Source organism: Streptomyces sp. NPDC045701 (assembly GCF_056432045.1).
In genome coordinates, this window is sequence record NZ_JBWKJV010000006.1 from 242,574 (window position 1) to 262,694 (window position 20,121).

The 20,121-nt window shown below is 73.7% G+C and carries 17 protein-coding genes; 7 read left to right on the plus strand and 10 right to left on the minus strand.

The genetic code is table 11. The annotated features are described in order from the left end of the window. Positions 1–406: 406 nt before the first annotated feature. Positions 407–1,237 (minus strand): GntR family transcriptional regulator, encoded by an 831-nt coding sequence (locus AC07DW_RS10505; protein ID WP_478857241.1) that lies wholly within the window; start codon positions 1,235–1,237, stop codon positions 407–409. A 242-nt stretch (positions 1,238–1,479) separates the two neighbouring features. Here AC07DW_RS10505 and AC07DW_RS10510 point away from each other — a divergent pair, with 242 nt between their 5' ends. The 6 genes from AC07DW_RS10510 (at position 1,480) to AC07DW_RS10535 (ending at position 8,404) form a co-directional block, all read left to right on the plus strand. Next, entirely contained in the window at positions 1,480–2,736 is a 1,257-nt protein-coding gene (locus tag AC07DW_RS10510) for an extracellular solute-binding protein (RefSeq protein WP_478857242.1), read from the plus strand. A 167-nt stretch (positions 2,737–2,903) separates the two neighbouring features. Beyond that, a complete protein-coding gene (locus AC07DW_RS10515; RefSeq protein ID WP_478857268.1) occupies positions 2,904–3,779 on the plus strand; it encodes a carbohydrate ABC transporter permease in 876 nt (291 codons plus the stop codon). Beyond that, the gene (locus AC07DW_RS10520) at positions 3,776–4,672 is read left to right on the plus strand and encodes a carbohydrate ABC transporter permease (protein ID WP_478857243.1); all 897 of its coding nucleotides are present in this window, start codon (positions 3,776–3,778) and stop codon (positions 4,670–4,672) included. Before AC07DW_RS10515 ends, AC07DW_RS10520 begins: the two co-directional genes overlap by 4 nt. A 9-nt stretch (positions 4,673–4,681) precedes the next feature. After that, positions 4,682–6,208 carry a beta-N-acetylhexosaminidase gene (locus AC07DW_RS10525; protein WP_478857244.1) on the plus strand — a complete coding sequence of 509 codons (1,527 nt, stop codon included), beginning with the start codon at positions 4,682–4,684 and terminating at the stop codon, positions 6,206–6,208. 65 nt (positions 6,209–6,273) lie between these two features. Beyond that, positions 6,274–7,653: a cellulose binding domain-containing protein gene (locus tag AC07DW_RS10530; protein WP_478857269.1), complete on the plus strand. Its 1,380-nt coding sequence runs from the start codon at positions 6,274–6,276 to the stop codon at positions 7,651–7,653. Positions 7,654–7,837: 184 nt separating this feature from the next. Continuing rightward, positions 7,838–8,404, plus strand: coding sequence for a GNAT family N-acetyltransferase (locus AC07DW_RS10535; RefSeq protein ID WP_478857245.1), 567 nt, complete (start codon positions 7,838–7,840; stop codon positions 8,402–8,404). Here AC07DW_RS10535 and AC07DW_RS10540 read toward each other — a convergent pair. Genes AC07DW_RS10540 through AC07DW_RS10555 form a run of 4 tightly spaced genes read right to left on the minus strand, consistent with a single transcriptional unit; the run spans position 8,380 to position 12,395 of the window. Then, positions 8,380–9,135: a nucleoside 2-deoxyribosyltransferase domain-containing protein gene (locus AC07DW_RS10540; RefSeq protein ID WP_478857246.1), complete on the minus strand. Its 756-nt coding sequence runs from the start codon at positions 9,133–9,135 to the stop codon at positions 8,380–8,382. The two genes, AC07DW_RS10535 and AC07DW_RS10540, sit on opposite strands and share 25 nt — an antisense overlap. Then, the gene (locus AC07DW_RS10545; RefSeq protein ID WP_478857247.1) at positions 9,125–9,916 is read right to left on the minus strand and encodes an alpha/beta fold hydrolase; all 792 of its coding nucleotides are present in this window, start codon (positions 9,914–9,916) and stop codon (positions 9,125–9,127) included. The genes AC07DW_RS10540 and AC07DW_RS10545 overlap by 11 nt, the downstream gene beginning before the upstream one ends. Then, positions 9,913–10,908, minus strand: coding sequence for a macrolide 2'-phosphotransferase (locus tag AC07DW_RS10550; protein WP_478857248.1), 996 nt, complete (start codon positions 10,906–10,908; stop codon positions 9,913–9,915). Before AC07DW_RS10550 ends, AC07DW_RS10545 begins: the two co-directional genes overlap by 4 nt. Continuing rightward, positions 10,905–12,395, minus strand: a complete 1,491-nt coding sequence (locus AC07DW_RS10555; RefSeq protein ID WP_478857249.1) for an amino acid adenylation domain-containing protein — start codon at positions 12,393–12,395, stop codon at positions 10,905–10,907. Before AC07DW_RS10555 ends, AC07DW_RS10550 begins: the two co-directional genes overlap by 4 nt. Positions 12,396–12,468: 73 nt before the next feature. Here AC07DW_RS10555 and AC07DW_RS10560 point away from each other — a divergent pair, with 73 nt between their 5' ends. Next, positions 12,469–14,148, plus strand: a complete 1,680-nt coding sequence (locus AC07DW_RS10560) for a CocE/NonD family hydrolase (RefSeq protein ID WP_478857250.1) — start codon at positions 12,469–12,471, stop codon at positions 14,146–14,148. Here AC07DW_RS10560 and AC07DW_RS10565 read toward each other — a convergent pair. From AC07DW_RS10565 to AC07DW_RS10585, 5 genes are all read right to left on the minus strand, one after another. Further along, complete coding sequence (locus tag AC07DW_RS10565; RefSeq protein ID WP_478857251.1) at positions 14,113–15,282, minus strand: glycosyltransferase family 2 protein; 1,170 nt, start codon at positions 15,280–15,282, stop codon at positions 14,113–14,115. The genes AC07DW_RS10560 and AC07DW_RS10565 overlap by 36 nt on opposite strands. After that, positions 15,279–16,511, minus strand: a complete 1,233-nt coding sequence (locus tag AC07DW_RS10570; RefSeq protein WP_478857252.1) for an ATP-grasp domain-containing protein — start codon at positions 16,509–16,511, stop codon at positions 15,279–15,281. The genes AC07DW_RS10565 and AC07DW_RS10570 overlap by 4 nt, the downstream gene beginning before the upstream one ends. Further along, positions 16,504–17,238: a PIG-L deacetylase family protein gene (locus AC07DW_RS10575; RefSeq protein ID WP_478857253.1), complete on the minus strand. Its 735-nt coding sequence runs from the start codon at positions 17,236–17,238 to the stop codon at positions 16,504–16,506. The genes AC07DW_RS10570 and AC07DW_RS10575 overlap by 8 nt, the downstream gene beginning before the upstream one ends. Further along, on the minus strand, positions 17,235–19,259 hold the full coding sequence (locus tag AC07DW_RS10580; RefSeq protein WP_478857254.1) for an NAD-dependent epimerase/dehydratase family protein: 2,025 nt from the start codon (positions 19,257–19,259) through the stop codon (positions 17,235–17,237). Before AC07DW_RS10580 ends, AC07DW_RS10575 begins: the two co-directional genes overlap by 4 nt. 117 nt (positions 19,260–19,376) lie before the next feature. Beyond that, the gene (locus AC07DW_RS10585) at positions 19,377–20,120 is read right to left on the minus strand and encodes a hypothetical protein (RefSeq protein ID WP_478857255.1); all 744 of its coding nucleotides are present in this window, start codon (positions 20,118–20,120) and stop codon (positions 19,377–19,379) included. Between the last annotated feature and the right edge of the window lies 1 nt (position 20,121).

The following is a 20,121-nucleotide window of genomic DNA, read 5'->3' on the forward strand; positions in this document are numbered from 1 at the left end:
CAGGCGCTTTCCAAGTGTTCGGCGTCGTCGCCAGGAGGTGCGACAGTGCCGCTTGCCGCCTGCTGACGGAGGACACCGTCCCTCGACGTGCGGTCGGTCGCATGCCGCCGTGCGAAGCCTGCCTGGACGACCGACGATCCCCGGTCGGCCGAACCGGGGATCGCCCGCATCCTGACGTGGTCCGGAGAGCCGTGCTTGTCGGCGGGGTTTACGGACGGGCGTTCCCACCGGCTCCGGAGCCCTGTGTGACCATCCTCGGCTTCCGCGTCGCACGCCGCCCCCGGCCCCTGGGGTGTGTCTCACCACGCGTCCGGACGGGGCGGCTCAGCACAGGTGCGCCCACCATGGACAGGTCGCCCATGGTGGGCGTCGCCACCCCGTCATGGCCCGCCGGCGCCCAGGGTGGTCAGTGCGCGTCCCCCGTCGTCGACGACGTGATGATGTCCCCGTGGGCGAAGTCCCCCGGAGGGATGCCCGGGTGGTGGTGTCCCTCGCCGTGCGGACGCGGAGGGGAGGCACCCAGGGCGAGCCGGGAGACGATGCGGTAGCGGTCGCCCCGGTAGACGGAGTGGACGTACTCGACCGGTCGGCCCCGCGTGTCGGTCGTGAGCCGCTCGATGAGCAGCGCGGGGGAGAGGACCGGGACCTCCAGCACGCCGGCCTCGGCCTCGTTGACGACGGTCGGCTCGATGGACTGCACCGCCTGGTCCACGTGGACCTGGTGGTGCTCGCGCAGATGGTCGTACAGATCGCCCGCCTCCAGCTCCTCCGGTGTGAGGGTGGGGACCAGCTCGGCCGGGATGTGCAGGTGCTCGATGGCCATGGGCGTCCCGTCGACCAGCCGCAGCCGGGCGATGTACACCACCTCGGCGGCGGGGGAGACGCGCAACTTGCGGCCGATCCGGGCGCCGGCGCGCAGCGTGTCGAGCCGCAACAGCCGGCTCGACCAGGCGCCCCCGGCCCGGGGGACGGCGAAGGCGGAGTCGTCGGAGACCAGTTCCTGAGTGATCTTCGCCGGCGCGACGAACATGCCGCGGCCGTGCTCGCGCACGAGTTGACCGGTGGCGACCAGCTCGTCGACGGCGGCGCGCAAGGTGGGCCGGGAGACGCCCAGTTCGACGCTGAGGGTGCGCTCGGAGGGAATGGCGTCGCCCGGCCGGCGCGCCTCGATCAGCCCGAGAAGGAACTCCCGGACGCGCTCCCGCTTCAGTACGGCACCTGAGGAGCTGTTCTCCATGACTCCGGCCTCTCCGACTCGTCATCCTCGACCGGTCCAGTGACGCACTGGTCCATTCGTCCCCGGTGGCCGCCCCATCGACTGGTCCACTGGTAAACACCAGCTTAGGTTCTGCTGCAACCGTGATCCACCGAACTACCGCTGTTTTCCCAGGGGTTGACGGTCCTATTGGTCTATGCCACCTTCTAGCCACATCGTTGTCCAGTTGACCAACTGGTCAACTCTCTGTCGAGGTGGACCCCGTGAAGATGCGCTTTGCCCCCGTCGCCGCGGCCCTCGCGGCCGGTTGTGCGCTCACCGCCTGCAGTGCCTCCTCGTCCGGCTCCGACCAGGCGGCCGGCCCCGGGACGCTCACCGTATGGATCATGAGGGACAGCGTCTCCGACGCCTACCTCCAGCGCTTCGAGAAGGACTTCGAGCGTCAGCACCGGGACACCCTCCTGGACATCCAGATACAGGAGTGGGACGGAATCGGCGAGAAGATCACCGCCGCGCTGGCGAGCAAGGACGCCCCCGACGTGATCGAGGTGGGCAACACCCAGGTCGCCCAGTACGCGCAGAGCGGGGGACTCCGCGACCTGACCGACAAGGTGGCCGAGCTGCGGGGCGACGACTGGCTGCCCGGGCTCGCCGAGCCCGGGAGGATCGACGGCAGACAGTACGGAATCCCGTGGTACGCGGCCAGTCGCGTCGTGATCTACCACAAGGACCTCTTCGCCAAGGCCGGCATCACCTCCCCGCCCAGGACCCGTGACGAGTGGCTCACCGTCACCGCGCGGCTCGACCGGGGCGACACCCAGGGCATCTACCTCCCCGGCCAGAACTGGTACACCCTCGCCGGCTTCGTCTGGGAGGAGGGGGGAGAACTGGCCGAGAAACGCGGCGACGGATGGCGGGGGGCCCTCGACAGCCCCGAGGCGCTGAGGGGCATGGACTTCTACCGGCGCCTCCAGGCGCTGGGCAGGGGACCCAAGGACTCCGACGAGGCCAAGCCGCCGCAGGCGGACGTGTTCGCCAAGGGGGACGTCGCCCAGATCATCGCGGTGCCCGGCGGAGCGAGGATCATCGAGCAGGCCAACCCCGCCCTCGCCGGCAAGCTCGGCTTCTTCCCCGTCCCGGGGAAGACCGCCGGGAAGCCAGGAGCGACCTTCACCGGCGGCTCCGACCTCATCATCCCGGCGGCCTCCGCCCACCAGGACACGGCGTACGAGGTGGTCAAGGCGCTCGCGGGGGAGAAGTGGCAGACGGACCTCGCCAAGACCATGAGCTACGTCCCCAACCGGACCTCCCTGGCCAAGGTGTCGGTGAGCGACGAGGGCGCCTCTGCCATGGCGGCGGCCGCCGCGCGGGGCCGCGCCACCCCCAACTCGCCCCGCTGGGCCGCGGTCGAGGCCACCAACCCGATCAAGCAGTACATGACCGCCGTACTGACCGGGAGCGACCCGCGCAAGGCGGCGAAGGACGCCTCGGACACGATCAGCAGGACCCTCAACCCGTGAGGAGCGGCGCCGCCCGCCGACGTGCCGGCCCGCGCACCGATCCGGCCGCCGTCCCCCGTACCGGAGCCCCGGCCGGTCCGCCCGCGGGCGCGTCCGCCGGTCCACCCGCCCGGCGGGCCGACCGCCCCGCCGCCCCACCCGCCGTCCGAAGCGCCGTCCCCGGAGCCCTGTGGCCCTACCTGCTCATCGCCCCCACCATCCTCGGCTTCGTCCTCCTGCTGGCCTACCCTCTCGGCCGCAACCTCCTGATGTCCTTCCAGCACTACGGGCTGGCCGAACTGATCCGGGGCGACGCCGACTTCGTTGGCCCGGAGAACTACCGGGAGATCCTGAGCGACAACGAGTTCTGGCAGGTGGTGCGCCGCACCCTGGGGTGGACCGCGGTCAACGTCGCACTGATCATGGTGATCGGCACGGCGGTGGCGCTGATGCTCCAGCGGCTGGGCCGCCGGATGCGGACCCTCGTACTCGGCGGGCTGGTGCTCGCTTGGGCCAGCCCCGTCATCGCGACGACCACCGTCTTCCAGTGGCTCTTCGCCTCCCGTCTGGGAGTGGTCAACTGGCTGCTGGTGCGGCTCGGGTTCGAGTCCTTCCGGGACTACTCCTGGCTGGCGCACGGTCGGGCCGCCTTCACCGTCCTGGTGCTGCTCGTCGTGTGGCAGTCCGTGCCCTTCGTCGCCATCACCCTCCACTCCGCGCTGACCACCGTCCCCGCCGAGCTCTTCGAGTCGGCCCGCATCGACGGCGCCGGCGGCTGGCGGATTTTCCGCTCCGTCACCCTGCCGCTCCTGAAACCCGTCTTCGGACTCGTCCTGAGCCTCGAAGTCATCTGGGTCTTCCGGTGCTTCGCGCAGATCTGGGCCGTCACCAAGGGCGGACCCGGCGGCGCGACCACCACCCTGCCGGTCTACGCCTACCAAGTGGCGCGCTCCCTGCACCGCTACGACCTCGGAGCGGCGGCCGCGACGCTCACCGTACTGATCCTGGTGGCCGTGCTTCTCCTGTACCTCCGTCAGATGTTCCGGCAGGAGGCCGAGCTGTGACACCCGTTCCCCTCCCCGCGCCCGACCCCGCCCCCACCCCTTCTTCCTCCGCCCCCGCCCCCGCCTCCGCGCTGCTGCGGCGACTTCCCCTGAACGCCGGCGCGCTGCTCGTCCTCGTCCTCTGCGTCTTCCCCGTCTACTGGATGGTCCTGACCGCCTTCAAGCCCACGGCGGACATCCACGCCGAGACACCGGTGTTCCTGCCCACCTCGGTCACACTGGAGCACTTCTCCGCGGCGGTGCGCACCGACGGCTTCTGGTCGTTCTGGCGCAACAGCCTCCTCATCACGGCCGGCTCCGTGCTCCTGGCCCTCGCCGTGGCCCTCGGAGCGGCCTTCGCCGTGGCACGACTGCGCTGGACCGGGCGCCGCGGCTTCGTCCTGATGGTCTTCGTCGCACAGGTCGCGCCCTGGGAAGCACTGCTGATCCCGATGTACGTCATCGCCCGCGACACGGAGATGCTCGACAGCCTCGCGACCCTCACGCTGGTCTACTTCATGATCACCCTGCCGTTCACCATCGTCACACTGCGCGGCTTCCTCACCGCCGTCCCTCGCGAGCTGGAGGAGGCCGCACAGGTCGACGGGTGCACCCGCGCCGCCGCCTTCCGCCGGGTCACGTTCCCCCTGCTGGCACCCGGGCTGCTCGCCACCTCCCTGTTCGGCTTCATCACCGCGTGGAACGAGTTCGCCTTCGCCAACACGCTGATCATCAAGAACCAGGACGACCGCACGCTCCCCGTCTGGCTCTCCTCGTTCTCCAACGTCTTCGGCACCGACTGGGGAGCCACCATGGCCGCCTCGACGCTCTTCGCCCTGCCCGTCCTCCTCCTCTTCCTGGTGCTCCAGCGCCGCGTCACCGCCGGGCTGACCGGCGGAGCGGTCAAGGGATAGGGGGACGCCGTGAAGCCACCGGACACGGGCCTCGGCCTGGTGCCCCGCCCCCTCGGGCTCGACCCCCGGCCCGGCCGTGCCGCCGACGCGTTCACCCTCGACGCGAGGACGGCGATCCGCGCCACCCCCGGCGCGGAGCCCGCGGCCGCGCTGCTCCGGACCCTGCTGGCCCCCGCGACCGGCCTGCCGCTGCCCCTCGCCCCCGACGGCCGGATCGCCCTCGTCCTCGATCCCTGCCTCGCCGGCCTCGGCGCGGAAGGGTACGACCTCAGCGTCGGCGGCGACGCGGTCCGGCTGCGCGCGGCACACGTCGCGGGGCTGCGCCACGGTGTCCAGACCGTCCGGCAGCTCCTGCCGGTCGCCGCGCTGGGAACCCGTCCCGTACGCGGGGTGCCGTGGACCCTGCCGGGCGTCGAGATCACGGACGTACCGCGGTTCGCCTGGCGGGGCGCCATGCTCGACGTGGCCCGCCACTTCCGGCCAGTCTCGTTCCTGCGGCGCTTCACCGACCTCCTCGCGCTGCACAAGCTCAACGTGCTCCACCTGCACCTGACCGACGACCAGGGCTGGCGGATGCCGGTGAGCGCCTACCCGAGGCTCACCGAGGTCGGGGGAGTGCCCCACGGCGGCGCGTACACCCGCGAGGAGCTCGGCGACCTCGTCGCCCACGCGGCCGAACGCGGGGTGACGGTCGTCCCGGAGATCGAGATGCCCGGCCACGCGCGGGCGGCCCTGGCCGCCTACCCCCATCTCGGCAACTTCCCCGACCGCCGGCTCCAGGTGTGGAAACAGTGGGGCGTGTGCGACACCGTCCTCGGTGTGACCGACGAGGTCCTCGACTTCTGCCGCACCGTCCTGGCCGAGGTCATGGACACCTTCCCCTCGCCGTACATCCACGTCGGCGGCGACGAGTGCCCGACCACCGAATGGCACCGGGCGCCCGCGGCCCTGCGGCGCGTCACCCGGGAAGGGCTGGCCGGCCCGGCGGGACTCCACGGCTGGTTCATGGAGCGGATCGGGACGTTCCTCACCGCACACGGCAGACGCCCCCTCGGGTGGACCGCGACGGGCCACGACCTGCCGGCCTCCTTCACCGTACTGGCCTGGCGCGAGGAGGAGCACGGGCTGGCGGCCGCCCGCCGCGGCCACCCGGTGGTCATGGCTCCGCACCGGTCCACCTACCTCGACTACCCGCAGTCCGACGACCCGGGAGAACCTCCCGGCCAGCCCGGTGCGACCGTCGACCTGCCGACCGTCCACGCGACCAGGCCCGCGCCGGACACCTGGGAACCGGAGGCCGCCGCCCGTGTGCTCGGCACCCAGGCGCAGTTGTGGACCGAATACGTACCCACCGCGGCGCACGCCGAGTACCTCGCCTTCCCCCGGCTGAGCGCCCTGGCCGACACCGCCTGGTCCGGCGGCCACGACTGGCCCGGGTTCCAGGCCCGGCTGCGCCACCACCGATCCCGGCTCGACGCCCTCGAGGTGCCGAACCGCCCCCCACCCACCCCCCGTCCCGAGAGGAACACCAGGTGACGACCACCGACCCCCGGACCAGAACGCGTACGTCCCGCGACCGCACCTCCCGGATACGCGCCGCCATGGCCGCCGCCGTCGTGGCCGGCCTCGCCGGCGCCACCCTGTCGGCCGCGCCCGCCGCCACCGCGGCCGGCGAGGCGCTCACGATCCAGTACCGGCAGAGCGCCACCGGCTCGGACCAGGTCGAGCCGTGGTTCAAGGCCGTCAACACCGGCGGCACCGCCGTCCCCCTCAGCCAGGTCAAGATCCGCTACTACTTCAGGGCCGACGCCGGCGCCTCGTACACGTACGCCTGTTCCTGGGCCGTCAGGGGGTGCGCCAACATCACCGGGACGTTCGGCACCCTGGCCCGGCCGACCGCGACCGCCGACCGCTACCTGGAGATCGGCTTCACCACCGGAGCCGGCACGCTCGCCCCCGGCGCGGACTCCGGTGACCTCCAACTGCGCTTCCACCGCTCCAACTGGCAGCCGCTGAACCAGAACGACGACTACTCCTTCGGCGCCACGCAGACGGCGTACGGCAACTGGACCAAGGTCACCGCGAGTGTGGCCGGAGCCCAGGTGTGGGGCACGGCGCCCGAAGGCAACACCCCGGGCCCCGGTCCCGGCCCGACCGACCCGCCGCCCGGCGGCCCCGCGCTCTTCGACGACTTCGACTACACCTCGCACACCGACCCGGCCATCGGGGCACACGGCTGGAGCGTCCGCTCCAACGCGGGAGGCCCCGGAGTGCCCGGTGCCACGTGGGCCCCGCAGAACGTCACCTTCGCCAAGGAGGGGACCAACTCGATCATGAACCTGGAGACCTCCACCGCCGGCACCGCCGGCTCCACCGAGCAGACCGAAATCCTCACGCGGGCCACCAAGTTCAAGAACGGAACCTACGCGGCCCGGGTGCGGTTCTCCGACGCGCCGAAGTCGGGTCCCGACGGCGACCGCCTCGTCCAGACGTTCTTCACCATCAACGACCTCAAGGCCCCGATGGCGGACGACTACGCCGAGTACGACTTCGAGTACCTGCCCAACGGCGGCTGGGGCGAGCCGGCCAACATCCTCTACACCACGTCGTGGGAGACCTATCGTCCCGACCCCTGGGAGGCGGTCAACCAGCACTCCGAGGTCCGCGCCAGTTACGCCGGCTGGCACGACCTCGTCCTCACCATCGACAACAGCACCCTCACGTACTACGTCGACGGGCAGGAGTTCGGTCGCCACGACTCCCGCTATCTTCCCGAGCGCCCCATGTCCATCAACTTCAACCAGTGGCTCATCGACCTGGCGGGCCAGACCAGCACCACGCCGCGCGCCTACGACCAGAAGGTCGACTACGTGCTGCACGTCAAGGACCAGGTGCTGACCCCCGCCCAGGTCGCGACGAAGGTCGCCGCGTACCGGGCCGCGGGCACCACCTTCGAGGACACGGTGCCCAGCGCCGGGTGACCCCGCTCCGGCGGGCGGGGTGACCCCGCTCCGGCCGCCGGGGCGACCCCGCTCCGGCGGGCGGGCGCCCGGGGCGGGGTTTCGGCCGGCCCCGGGCGCCCGCTTCACGTGTCAGGGTTCCCCGCGCCGGTGGGAGCGGCCGAAACCCGTCCTGCCCTGGTGGCAGTGGTCATAGCGTCATGCCATGACCACTGTTGACAACACGGTGTACCGGTACCGCACCGCCGTTCCCGGGGACATCGAGGCCATCGAGGCCCTGGACGGCTCCTTCACCACCGACACCGTCTTCCGGGTGACCACCACCGAGGACGGGTTCACGCTGCGGGAGGAGCCGGTGAACCCGCCGCTGACCAAGGTGTTCCCCGAGGACGAGACGGACGGCGACGACGGGGACGACGGCGAGGACCCCGACTCCCGCACCTTCGTCGCCCACGGCGCCGCCGGGGACCTCGCCGGGTTCGTCGCCGTCTCGTACTCCGGCTGGAACCGCCGGCTGACCGTCGAGGACATCGAGATCGCCCCGGAGCACCGGGGCCGGGGGGTCGGCCGCGCGCTGATGGGGCTCGCGGTGGAGTTCGCCCGGGAACGGGGCGCCGGACACGTCTGGCTGGAGGTCACCAACGTCAACGCGCCGGCGATCCGGGCGTACCGGCGGATGGGCTTCGCCTTCTGCGGACTGGACACCGCCCTCTACGACGGCACGCCCTCGGAGGGCGAGCAGGCGCTCTACATGAGCATGCCCTGCCCCTGAGCCGACAGCAGCCGGTACACCGAGACGGCCGACCCGTCGCCCGGCGCGACCGTGACACTCAGCAGCCAGGCCGGGGTTCCGTCGGGGGCCCCGGCCCGCTCGTACCACTCCACGCGCGCGTCCAGCAGCCGCCGGCCCTCCGCCCGCAGGGCGGCGTACCAGGACCGGAAGGGCCGCGACCGCCAGACCGTGAGAGGGACCGCCCGCTCGCCGCCGCCGCGGAGGGAGCCGTCGCCCACGAGGCGCAGCGCCGCCGCCACGGCCCCCGGGACGGTGCGTTCCACCGGTACGGCGAAGGCCTCGGCGAAGTGCAGGAGGTACGCCATGCGTTCGGCCTCCGGCGGCGCTCCGAGCACCGCCCGGCCCGAGTCGTACCAGACCCCCCACTTGATGTTCGACACCAGCCCGGGCAGCCGGTGCATGTCCCGGGGGATCCAGAACAGGACGGCGTCCGAGCGGCGCATCGCCTCCTCCTCCCAGGAGACCTGGTCCGCGTACGCCGGGTAGGACCCGCCCGCCGCGGGCTCCGGCAGGAAGACCGCCAACCGCCCCGGACCGGCCCAGGCGGTGCGCAGGGCCGCGACGGCGGCCGGGCGCCAGGAGGGTTCCGCCGGATCGGTGGGAGTGGGCCCGCACAGGTACACGGACGCGGCCCAGGACTCGGGCGGCTCCTGGCCGACGTGCACCACCTCGACGGAGCCGGCGGTCTCGGTGCGGGGATCAGAGGACACGGGAAGCTCCGGAATCGGTCGTGGGGAGGGTGGCGAGGAAGTCCAGCAGGACGGCGTTGAAGGCGTCGGGGCGTTCCAGGAAGCCGAGGTGGCCGGCGTCCGCCAGCTGCGCGTAGCGGGCGCCGGGGACCGCCGCCGCCACCTCGCGGCCCAGGTGGACGGGGGCCAGCACGTCGTCCGCGAAGCCCACCACCAGTACGGGCGTCCTGATCCGGGTGTACGCGGCCGACCGGTCGGCGACGGTCGGGCACGGGCGGTGCCCGGCGGAGGTCCCCCCGAGCGCGGCGATCTCGAACAGGTCCATCCACCGCGTGACCGCGTCCTCGTCCGCGAGGGTCCTGGGGGAGAGGTTCTGCACCAGCCGTACGAACGCCTCGTACTCCGGCGGCAGTCGGCAGCCCGCCTCGGCGTACGCGTCCTCGGCGCGGGCCAGCGCGTCGCCGACCGCGTCGGGCCGGCCCCGCGTCGCGACCAGCACCGCGCCGCTCGCCAGGTGCGGATCGGTGACGAGCAGCTCCTGCACCGCATGGGCCCCCAGCGAGTGGCCGACCAGCGGACAGGGCGGCAGGCCGAGGGCGACGAGCAGTTCCCGCACCTCACCGGCGAGTTCGCCGGCGGAGGAGACCCCACTGCCGTGGTCGAAGGTGACCACCCGGTGGCCCGCCGCCGCGAGCGCGGGCACCTGGTGGTGCTCCCAGATCCGGCCGGTGCCCCCGGCGCCGGCGACCAGCACCACCGGCCGCCCCGAACCGTGGACCGCGTACGCCGGTACGGCGCTCACCGGGCCAGCCTCCGCAACGCGGTGTCCACCCACGCCCGGTTGCCGGTGTCCAGGCCCCGCAGCGCCACGTGGACCCAGAGGAAGGACGCCCGTGCCACGATGTGCGTCCGCATGCCGCCGGGTACCGTGCCGCCCGCCGCCCGGTAGGCGTCCAGGAGCCGGTCGAGGACGTCCGCGCCGCCCGCGTACAGCATGTCGACGAAGTCGGCCGCCGGATCGCCCACGCCCGCGTTGGCCCAGTCCAGCAGACCCGTGAGCACCGGCGGACCGGACGGGAGGCGCTCCACCAGGGTGTGACCCGGGTGCACGTCCCCGTGGACCAGCACCAGGCGGTCCGGCCACAGGCGGTCGTCGTCCAGCCAGTCCTGCCAGCGCCGCACCCGGTCGGCGGGCAGCTCCAGTTCGGTCCGGGCGCGGGCCAGCTTGCCCGCGACCAGGGAACGCACGGCCTCGGGGCCCGCCGGGCGCGGACCGGGAAGGCGCCAGGTGCCGTCCAGGGGTGTGGCGTGCACCGCGACCAGGCAGCGGGCGAGCGGGTCCAGGTAGCGCTCCGGGTGAGCCAGCGGGTCCATGGACCAGCCGTACGCGAGGGTCACCGGGTCCTCGCTGCCCGCCGCCTCGCCGGGGAGGCGGGGGTAGGCGACCAGGTCCGGGGTGTCCAGCCGCCAGTCGGGCACCGGTACGGGGACCCGGTCGCGCACGGCGCCCAGCACGGCGCTCTCCACTGCCAGCCGGGCGGACGCCTCGGGGCGCCGGGGGCACCGCAGGATCCAGTGCGTGCCGTCGGTGGCGCGGATGTGGGTGACGCGGAAGTCCCAGCCGCTGTCGTCGCTCCGCGCGGACTCGGGTACGAGCTCCACGCCGAGCCTCCGCGAGGCGTACGCGGCCAGCTCCGCGACCTCCGCGGCCCCCGCGCCATCCGGGTCGGGACCGCCCGTGTTCGCGGCTTCCGCATCCGGGGCCGTGTCCGGGGTCGTGGCGGCGGCGCTCATCGGGTGGCCTCCACGGAGCCCAGGTGGCGGTCCCTCGTCGCGTCGCGGTCCACCTTGCCGGTGTGGGTCCGCTCCAGCGCGTCGACCGGCACGATCAGGCTGGGCACCAGGTGCGGCGGCGCCGTGCGCCGCAGTCGGTCGCGGACGCCGGCGAGGACCGCGTCCGGCTCGGCGTCCGGCACGGGGACGAGGAACGCGGCCAGCGCCGAGTGCCCGGCCCGGTCCACCCGGGCGGCGGCGACCGACGACACGCCCTCGCACCGCCCGATCAGCGCCTCGACGTCGAGCAGGTCCACCCGGAAGCCCCGGATCTTGACCTGGTGGTCCGAGCGCCCCCGGAACACCAGGACTCCGCCCGCCGCCTCGCCCACCAGGTCGCCCGTGCGGTACCAACGGGTGCCGGCCCGCTCCCTGAACCGGCCGGCCGTCGCCTCCGGGTCGCCGTGGTAGCCGAGGGCCAGGCCGGGCCCCGACACGTACAATTCACCCGCCTCGTCCACCCGTTGGCCGACGTGCGGCAGCGGGAACCCGATGGGCAGGTCCCCGCCGGTCTCCGGCAGTCCGGGGGCTCCCGGCCCGTCGAGCTGCACCGCGTGTGTGACCAGCGCGGTCTCCGTGGAGCCGTAGGTGTTGAGCAGCCGGACGTGCTCGGCGCCGGCCAGCCGGCGCCAGCGCTCCAGCATGTCGGCGCGCACCGCCTCCCCGCCGATCACCACGGTGCGCAGGGACGCCGGGAGTGCGGCGCCCCGGTGCAGCAGGTCGCCCGTCATCCCGTCCCAGAAGCCGGTGGGCAGCACCGCGACCGAGACCTGCTGCTCCGCCGCCACCCGCGCGAAGTCCTCCCGCGCCGCGTCGTCGATGACGAGGGTGGCGCCGCCCGTCAGCGCCGGGAGGATCTCCTCCAGGCTCGTGTCGCCGCCCGCGCCGTGGAAGTGCAGCACGGACTCGCCCTCCCCGATGCCGTACAGGGCGCGCAGCGGCGGCACCACCGCCGCCGGCGCCCGGTGCGGGACCACCACCCCCTTCGGCTCGCCGGTGGAGCCCGAGGTGAACAGCACGTACGCCGGGTCCTCGGGCCGCCCGCCGGGCAGTGGCGCGGCGGAGGCGGCGGGGGCGTGGGCCCAGCGCGGCCGGATCACCCTCCCGACGGGCGGCTGCCAGCCGGTCTCGGCGGTCGCCACCGCCTCCCGGCAGCCGACTCGCGCCAGGACGGCCGCCAGCCGCGCCTCCGGGTGGTGCGCCTCCAGCGGCACGTACGCCCGTCCGGCCGCCAGGACGCCCAGGATCGCCGCCACGTCACGGGCCGAGTGGTGCACCACGATCCCCACGGGTGGCCCGGGTTCCGCCGTGCGCGGCGCCAGGGCGCCCGCCACCTCGCGCACCCAGGCGGCGAAGGTGCCGTAGGTGAGGACGAGCCCGTTGTCGACCACGGCCGGCCGGCCCGGATCGTCGCGGGCCGTCGCGAAGAAGGGTTCCAGAAAAGGCACTGCGGAGGACTCCATTGTGAATTCCCGTGTTCTGTTGGAATATTGGCGGGTGCGTATTGTTGTGGATCACGACGTGGAAATACCCATGCGGGACGGCGTGTTATTGCGCGCCGACCTCTACCGCCCGGACACCGCCGGGGCCGTCCCGGTGCTCATCCGGCGGACGCCCTACGGGAGATCGGGGAGCCCCGGCGGGGCATCCGTCGACGGACTGCGGCTGGTCCGCTCCGGGTACGCCCTGCTGGTGCAGGACGTCCGCGGCCGGTTCGCCTCCGGCGGCACCTTCGAGCCGTACTGGCACGAGGCCGAGGACGGCGCGGACACCGTCGCCTGGGCGGTCGGACAGCCCTGGTGCGACGGCTCGGCGGGCCTGTTCGGCCGGTCCTACGAAGGTATGGCCGCCCTGCTCGCGGCGGGTGAGCGGCCGCCCGGCCTGGGCGCCGTCGCCCCGCACGCGGCCGGTTCCGGGTTCGACGAGGGGTGGACCCGCCAGGGCGGCGCCTTCCAGCTCGGCTTCGTCCTCTACTGGGTGCTGTACGACCTGCTGCTCAGCGGGGCGGGCCTGGCGGGGCCGGACCTGGCCGAGGTGGCCCGCGCGGTCGACCGGATCGACGAGCTGTACGCGGACCCGGACGCCGCCGCCGGGCTCCTCGACCGACTCGCGCCCTATTACCGGGAATGGCGGCGGAATCCCAGCGGTCATCCCTACTGGAAGCAGGCCGCGCCGCGCGACTCCTATCCGGCGATAAAGGTCCCCGTGCTCAACCTGACGGGCTGGTACGACATATTCCTCGCCGGTGCCCTGGAGAATTACCGGGGAATTCGCCGACAGGGCGTGGAAACACGGCTGGTGGTCGGCCCGTGGTCCCATTGCGTCACCGGCGGCATCTTTCCCCAGCGCCGTTACGGGCTCGCCGCCGACGAGCGGGAGCTGGACGTCACCGGTCTGCACCTCGACCACTTCGACCGCCATCTGCGCGGCCGGCCGGCCGGTGCGGCGCCCGCCGGCCCCGTACGGCTCTTCCTCACCGGGGCCGACGAGTGGCGCGACTTCCCCGACTGGCCCGTGCCCGGCACCGAGGAGTACGCGCTCCACCTCGACGGCCGGCGGCTCACCCCCGGTCCCGCGGCGCCCCGCGCCCCCGGCAGCGACGTGATCCGCCACGACCCGGCCGACCCGGTGCCGACCACCGGCGGCGCCACCGCGCTGCCCGGCCAGTTCACCGGCGGCGACTGCGGCCCGCTGGACCAGCGAGAGGTGGAGCGCCGCGACGACGTCCTGTGCTTCACCGGCGCGCCGCTCACCGCCCCGCTCACGGTGATCGGCGACACCGTCCTGACGGTGTACGTCACCCCCGACGCGGCGGGCGCCGACGTGACCGGCAAGCTCGTCGACGTCTGGCCGGACGGCCGGGCGGAGCTGCTGTGCGACGGGATCCACCGAATGGAACCGGCACCCGCACCGGGAGCCGTGCCGTCCCCCGAGCCCGCACCCGCCCCGGAACCCGTGCCGGGGGCGACGACGGCGCCGGAGGCGGGCCGCGCGCCCACCCCCGGCCGTCCCGTCGCCGTCACCGTCCGCCTCGGCGCGATCGGCCATGTGTTCCGCACCGGTCACCGCGTCCGCCTCGAAGTGGCGGCCGGCAACGCACCGCGCTTCGACGTCCACCCCCGGGTGGTCGCGCACCACACGGTGCACCACGGCGGCGACCACCCCTCACGCCTGCTGCTGCCGCGCCTCGCCGGCGGCTGACGCGGCGTCCGGGCCGGCGGCGTCCGAGCGGAAGACCGACAGGTCGGTCACCCGCTCGATCCGCCGGCCCGCCTCCCAGTGCGCCCGCCGCAGCCGCCGCAGCTGCGCCTTGGTCAGGCGGGTGCTGTGCTGCGGGATCGACCGCACCATCCGGGCCCGCTTGGCCGAGGCGGGGTAGCGGTCCCGCACCCGGTAGGGGTCGTTGAGCAGGTGGTGGGCGGTGCCGACGTGGAAGGCGGCCTTCAGCAGCGCGTAGTACGCCGCCGCCCCCGCCCCCTTGGCACGCGCGCAGTGGACCAGCGTCCTCGTCGCCTCGAACAGCCGCCACATCACCGGCACGGCCGGTGTGGTGAACACGCCCGTCTCCTGCGCGATGCCCTCGCCGACGCCGTAGCGGAAGTAGCTGCGCATGTTCCCGAAGCCGTGCTGGGCGTCGTGGAATATCCGGGCCTCCGGCAGGTACACCACCGGGATGCCGGCCAGCTGGAGCCGGAAGTCGAACTCCCGGTCCTCGCACCAGTGGATGAGCTCGTCGAAGTGGTACCCGCCGATGTGGTCGACGATCGCCCGGTTGTAGATGAGCGGCGGGGACAGCGCGCTGACGTAGTCGCCCTCGTCGAACTCCCGTACCCGGGCGGTCAACCTGCTCAGCAGCCCGTCCGACTCCCCGTACACCACCTGCCCCTTCACCACCGGGTCGGTCAGGACCGCGCGGACCATGGCCCGCACCACGCCCGGCGCGAAGGTGCAGTCGGAGTCCATGAGCAGCAGGTACTGCCGGTCGGTGGCGGCGGCCCCCGCGTTGTACGCGGCGCCCAGGTTGCCGACGTCGGCGATCTCGGTGACGGTCAGCGGCCGCGGATGATCGGCGATCAGCTTCAGCACGGCGTCGCTGGGGCCGTTGAGCGCCAGGACGATCTCGACGTCCTCGTCGATCGACGCGATGCAGTCGGCGATCCGCAGGTCGTCGCGCAGGGCGATGACCACGGCGGTGCGGGCGATCCCCTCGTCGACTGCGGCCTCGTCCACCGGGTCGGTGGTCATCCCGTTCTCCCTCGTTCCGGTTCCGTTCGTGTACGTGCGGGTGCGCGCGCCCAGCGGTCCGCGCGCGGTCGTCGCCGGTGTCGTGGTCATCGCGCCGGCTCCTTGAACCGCAGGGGCAGGGCGCGCAGCGCGCGTTCGGCGATCGCCTCTGCCTCGGCCCGGACGTCGGCGTACGCGATCACCCCCGCCAGGACGTCCGCTCCGCCGCGGTAGGGCGGCACCACGGTGCCGGGCGCCAGGACGATGCCCCAGAAGACGTCGTGCACCCCCACCCGGCGGGCGACGTCCCGGGGATTGCCGACCCACTCCACCACCCCGCCGTCCGCGGGCAGGAACCGCTGGACCGCCGCCCCGCAGCGGGTCGGGCGCAGCTCGGAGAGCTCCAGCGGCCGGCCCAGTGCCAGGCGCACCACGTTGGGCAGCGGGTCCACCCCGGTGGCCAGCCGCATCACCTCGGTGGCGATCCGGGCGCCGGTGAGCCGGCAGGTGATCTCCAGGAGCACCACCCGGCCGTCACGGGTGCGCAGGATGTCGGTGTTGATCACCGCCGGGTCCAGGCGCAGGGCGCGTGCCCCGCGCCGTACGGTGTCGGTGACCTCCTCGATCTGCTCCTCGGTGAGCCGGCTGGGGAGGGTGTCGCCGCCCTCGAAGAAGTACGGGGCGAACTCCTCCTTGCGCCCGTACTCCCGGTCGGCGAAGCCGAACCGGTGCAGCTCGCCGTCGACCATGAAGGCGGCCAGCGTGTGCTCGGTGCCCTCCAGGAACTCCTCGACGACGATCCGGCCGACGGGGCTCAGCCGCAGCGCCTCGGCCGCCCGCTCCCGTACCGCCCCCCGCGTGTCCACCTTGATCACGCCGAGCGAACCGGTCTGGTCGCTGGGTTTGATCACGGCCGGCAGGCCGACCTCGGCGACCGCCCGCAGCGCCTCCTCCACGCTCTCGGCGGTCGCGAACCGGGGCAGGTCCAGCCCCGCCTCGCGCAGGATCGCCAGCCGCCGGTCCTTGAGCGTGCAGTCGAGCGCCGTCTCCAGGGGCAGCCCGGGGCAGCCGAACCGCTCGGCCAGCACGCTGATCACCGGCGGGTTGTCGGCGCCCAGCGAGAACACCCCGTCCAGCCGGTCGATGCCGGCCGCCGAGAGTTCAGCGAGGACCGCGGTGCCGTCGTTCGGGTCGCAGACCAGCAGGACGTCCGCCGCCGCCCGCGCCCGGTCGGTGGGCGTGTCCGTGACCACCACCAGCTCCCGCCGGGGCGAGCGCAGACCGGCCAGTGAGTGGTCCATCCCCGAGCCCAGCCCGCAGACCAGGAGCCGCTCAGTCACGGCCGCCCCCCGGCCCGTCGCCGCGCGGCCCGCCACCGGCCGGTCCGCCGGCCGGGGACGGGGTGCCCAGACCCAGCACCTGGAACACCTCCGCGTGGCCCGAACCCGCGGACACCGCGCCCCGGTAGCGGGCCAGCCCCCGGATGCCCTCGTCCCAGGCGGCGTGGCGCAGCTGCGAGACGTACGCGCGCATCGCCTCGACCTTGGTCTCGATCTGGCCGTCGATGTCCTCCGCGTACTGGAAGCGGGCCATCGGCGCCCACACCTCGTACCCGAGCACCAGCCGGGGCGCCGGCATCGGCCGCTCGCCCGCCTCCTGGAAGAACTCCGACTGGGCCATCCACAGCGCCTCGGTGGTCAGCTGGTGCACCATGCGGTGCTCCACGTCGTCGTCGTTGTCGTGGGGCAGGTAGACCACCTGCGGCCGCACTTCCCGCAGCACCCGCACCAGGTCCAGGTGCACACGGCGGGAGAGCGTGAAGTCCCGTGACGGCTCGTCGAAGCGGACGCAGCGGTGGACGCCCAGCGTCTTGGCGGCGGTCTCCGTCTCGGCGGCGAACGCGGCGTCCGTGACCGCGTCGTCGAGGGCGCTGCGCTCGCGCCCGATGACGATGACCACCGTCACCCGGGCACCGTCCTGGACGTGTTTGACGATGGACCCGCCACAGCCGATGACGTCGTCGTCGGGGTGCGGCGCGACCACCAGCACATCGGTGACCCCCGTCACGAGCGCGCCTCCGGCACCAGCCGGGCCCAGCCCGCCCACTGCCCGGTCAGCTCGACGCCCTCGGCGAAGGAGGTGCGCGCGGTGAAACCGAGCAGGCGCTCGGCCTTGTCGTACCGGGCCCGCGCCGTCGAGCGGTACAGCTCCAGCTCCCAGTCCGGCACCGGGTCCCCGGTGGCCTGCGCCGCCGGCTCGCCCAGGCCGCGCAGGGAGCGCACCGCGTCGAAGAAGCGGCCCCAGTGGAGCGGTTCGCCGCTGCCGATCAGGAAGCGCTGACCGGCGGCCGCCTCCTTCGCGACGGCCGGCAGCACCGCGTCCACCAGGTCGTCGACGTACACGGCGTTGCACACGCCGGTGTCCTCACCCGTCGGCAGGGCGGCGAAGTCGCTCTCGGCGCGCCGCAGCTGGGCGGTGGTCCACTGGCCGCCCCAAGGGCCGTAGACCACGCCGGGCTGGAGCACGACGGTCTCCAGGTCGGGGCCGTGCGCGTCGAGGACCAGCCGCTCCGCGGCGAGCTTCTGCTGCTCGTACTCGCGGTCGGCGGGGTCGGCCGGACGGGCCGGCGACTCCTCGGTCAGCGCACCGGTGACGGCCGGGTCGTAGACGTCCACGGTGCTCAGGTGCACCACTCGCCGTACCCCGGCGGCGCGGGCGGCGGCCAGGACGTTGGCGGTGCCGTCGACGGAGGCCGCCCAGCGGTCCGCCTCGTCACCGGCGCTGCCGAAGGCGCAGTGCACCACGGTGTCGCAGCCCTCGAAGGCGGCCCTCAGCCCGTCGGCGTCCAGCAGGTCGGCCTGCCGGAACTCCAGCCGCTCCTGCGGCAGTACGGACAGCCGCGCGGCCCGGCCGAAGCCCCGCACCACGGGACGGACGCGGGCCTGCCCGCCCAGCACCAGCCGCTCCACGACGCGACCGCCGATGAATCCGCTCGCGCCGGTGACCGCCACGGTGCGGCCGGCGAGCTCGGGATCGCCGTCCGCCGGGGCGCCGCGAGTGGTCCAGGGCCGGGCGGCCTCCTCGCGGGCGTCGCCGTAGCACTCCTCGATCAGCTCGACGACGCGCCGGCCGTCCTCGGGGCCGGAGTGCGCGGTGGCGGTGCCGCGCACGGCGGCGGCGAAGTTGGCGAGCTGCTCGGTGAACAGCAGCTCCCACTCACCCTGGGCGGGCGCCACCGCCGCCACGTCGCCGCGGTGCAGCTCGACGCCGTCCGAGGTGACCAGGGTGCACTCGCCGGCCGGGAAGTCGGTGCCGATGGTGACGGTCGCCTTGGTGCCCGTCACCGTGCAGGAGATGCCGAGGTCCCGCAGCCGGCTGAACGCACAGTGCACGTCGACCGTGCCGAAGCGCAGGTGGGCGGTGGCGTCGGTCTCCACCCCGCCCAGCGAGTCGTCCTCGTAGCGGACGACCTCGACGTCGGGGCCGAGCCACCACAGCAGCGTGTCGAAGACGTGCGAGCCGGTGTCGGTGAGCACCCCGCCGCCCGCGAGCCGCCGGTCGAACATCGACCAGGTGACCGGCTCCCAGGCGTACGGGTGGCCCTCCGCCCAGTCGACGCGCACCACGTCGCCCAGGTCTCCGCCCTCGATGAGCCGCTTGACCCAGGCGTACGCGGGGAAGAGCCGCCGCGGATGGGCCATCGCGAGCAGCGGCGCGGAGGTGTCGTCGGAGAGGGCGGCCAGGCGCCGGGCGTCCTCGACCGAGGTGGTCATCGGCTTCTCCAGCAGCACGTGCTTGCCGCCCGCCAGCAGCGCTTCCACGGTCCGCGCGTGCACGGTGTGCGGTACGACGACCACGGCGGCGTCGAAGGCGTCGGCGGCCTCGGCCGGGTCGGTGGCGATCACCACCTCGTCGGAGCCGGTGCCGCCGAGTTCGCGGTACAGGTCCAGCGCGGCCCGCGCCTGGCGCGGGTCCCGGTCGATGAGCGCGGTCAGTTGCACGTCGCCCTTCAGCGGCGGCAGGGCGGGTACGTGGCAGCCGCGCGCGGCGGCACCGCACCCGACGATGGCGAGGCGTACGGGAGGCATGAGTTCTCCAAGGTGTAGGGAGGAAGGGGACGGCTCGGGAGGGAGCGGGCACACCGCCGTGCGGGAGCGTGCGTGGCGCGGGTCATGGCGTCCGGCCGGGTGGTGCACCGGAGTGGGTCATGACGGCCCGGCCGGGTGGTGCACCCAGACGTTGGGCTCGGCGTACGTCCCATGACCGTCGTCGGCCACTCGCAGCGGCACCAGGCCACCGGGCAGCGGGTGGTCACCGGGCCCCGGCAGGGCGTGCCCGAGGAACTCCTCCCAGCGCGCCACCGGCTGACGGATCACGAGCGACCGGTGGGCGACGCCCAGCTGCCGGGCGCCGAGCTCCAGGTGCGTGCGCAGCCACGGGTCGAAGCAGCGGCCGTCGGGCCGCCGCCAGGCGGCGTACTCCTCGATCGGGATGAGCGGGTAGCGCGGCTTGCGGGTGGGCCGGACGGGGATGATCACCCCGCGCGGGCACCGGTCCGCGGCCCTGGCGCGGACCTCGGACAGCAGCCGCTCGGCGTGGCCGGCGGCCCGGTGCGCGGGGTCGACGGACACCGACAGCATGCAGACGGCGTCCGGGTTCTCCGGGGGGCCGTGGTCGACGGCGTCCACCAGGACCTCGTCACTGCCGGCGGGCAGCGACGAGGCGGTGCCGTCCCAGCTCACCGGCAGCCCGTTGGCCGCCGCGACCAGGTGGCCGTCACCGTCCACCAGGCACAGCTGGTGGGCGGGGTGGAGTTCGTACATCTCGTGCCAGCGCCAGTTGCCGGGGGACTCCCAGCTCATGAACGCGGGCATGTTCGCGCCGATCAGGGCGTCCACCTCGGGTAGCAGCCAGGGGGCGCGGGACAGGTCCGTGAGGGTGGGTTCCACG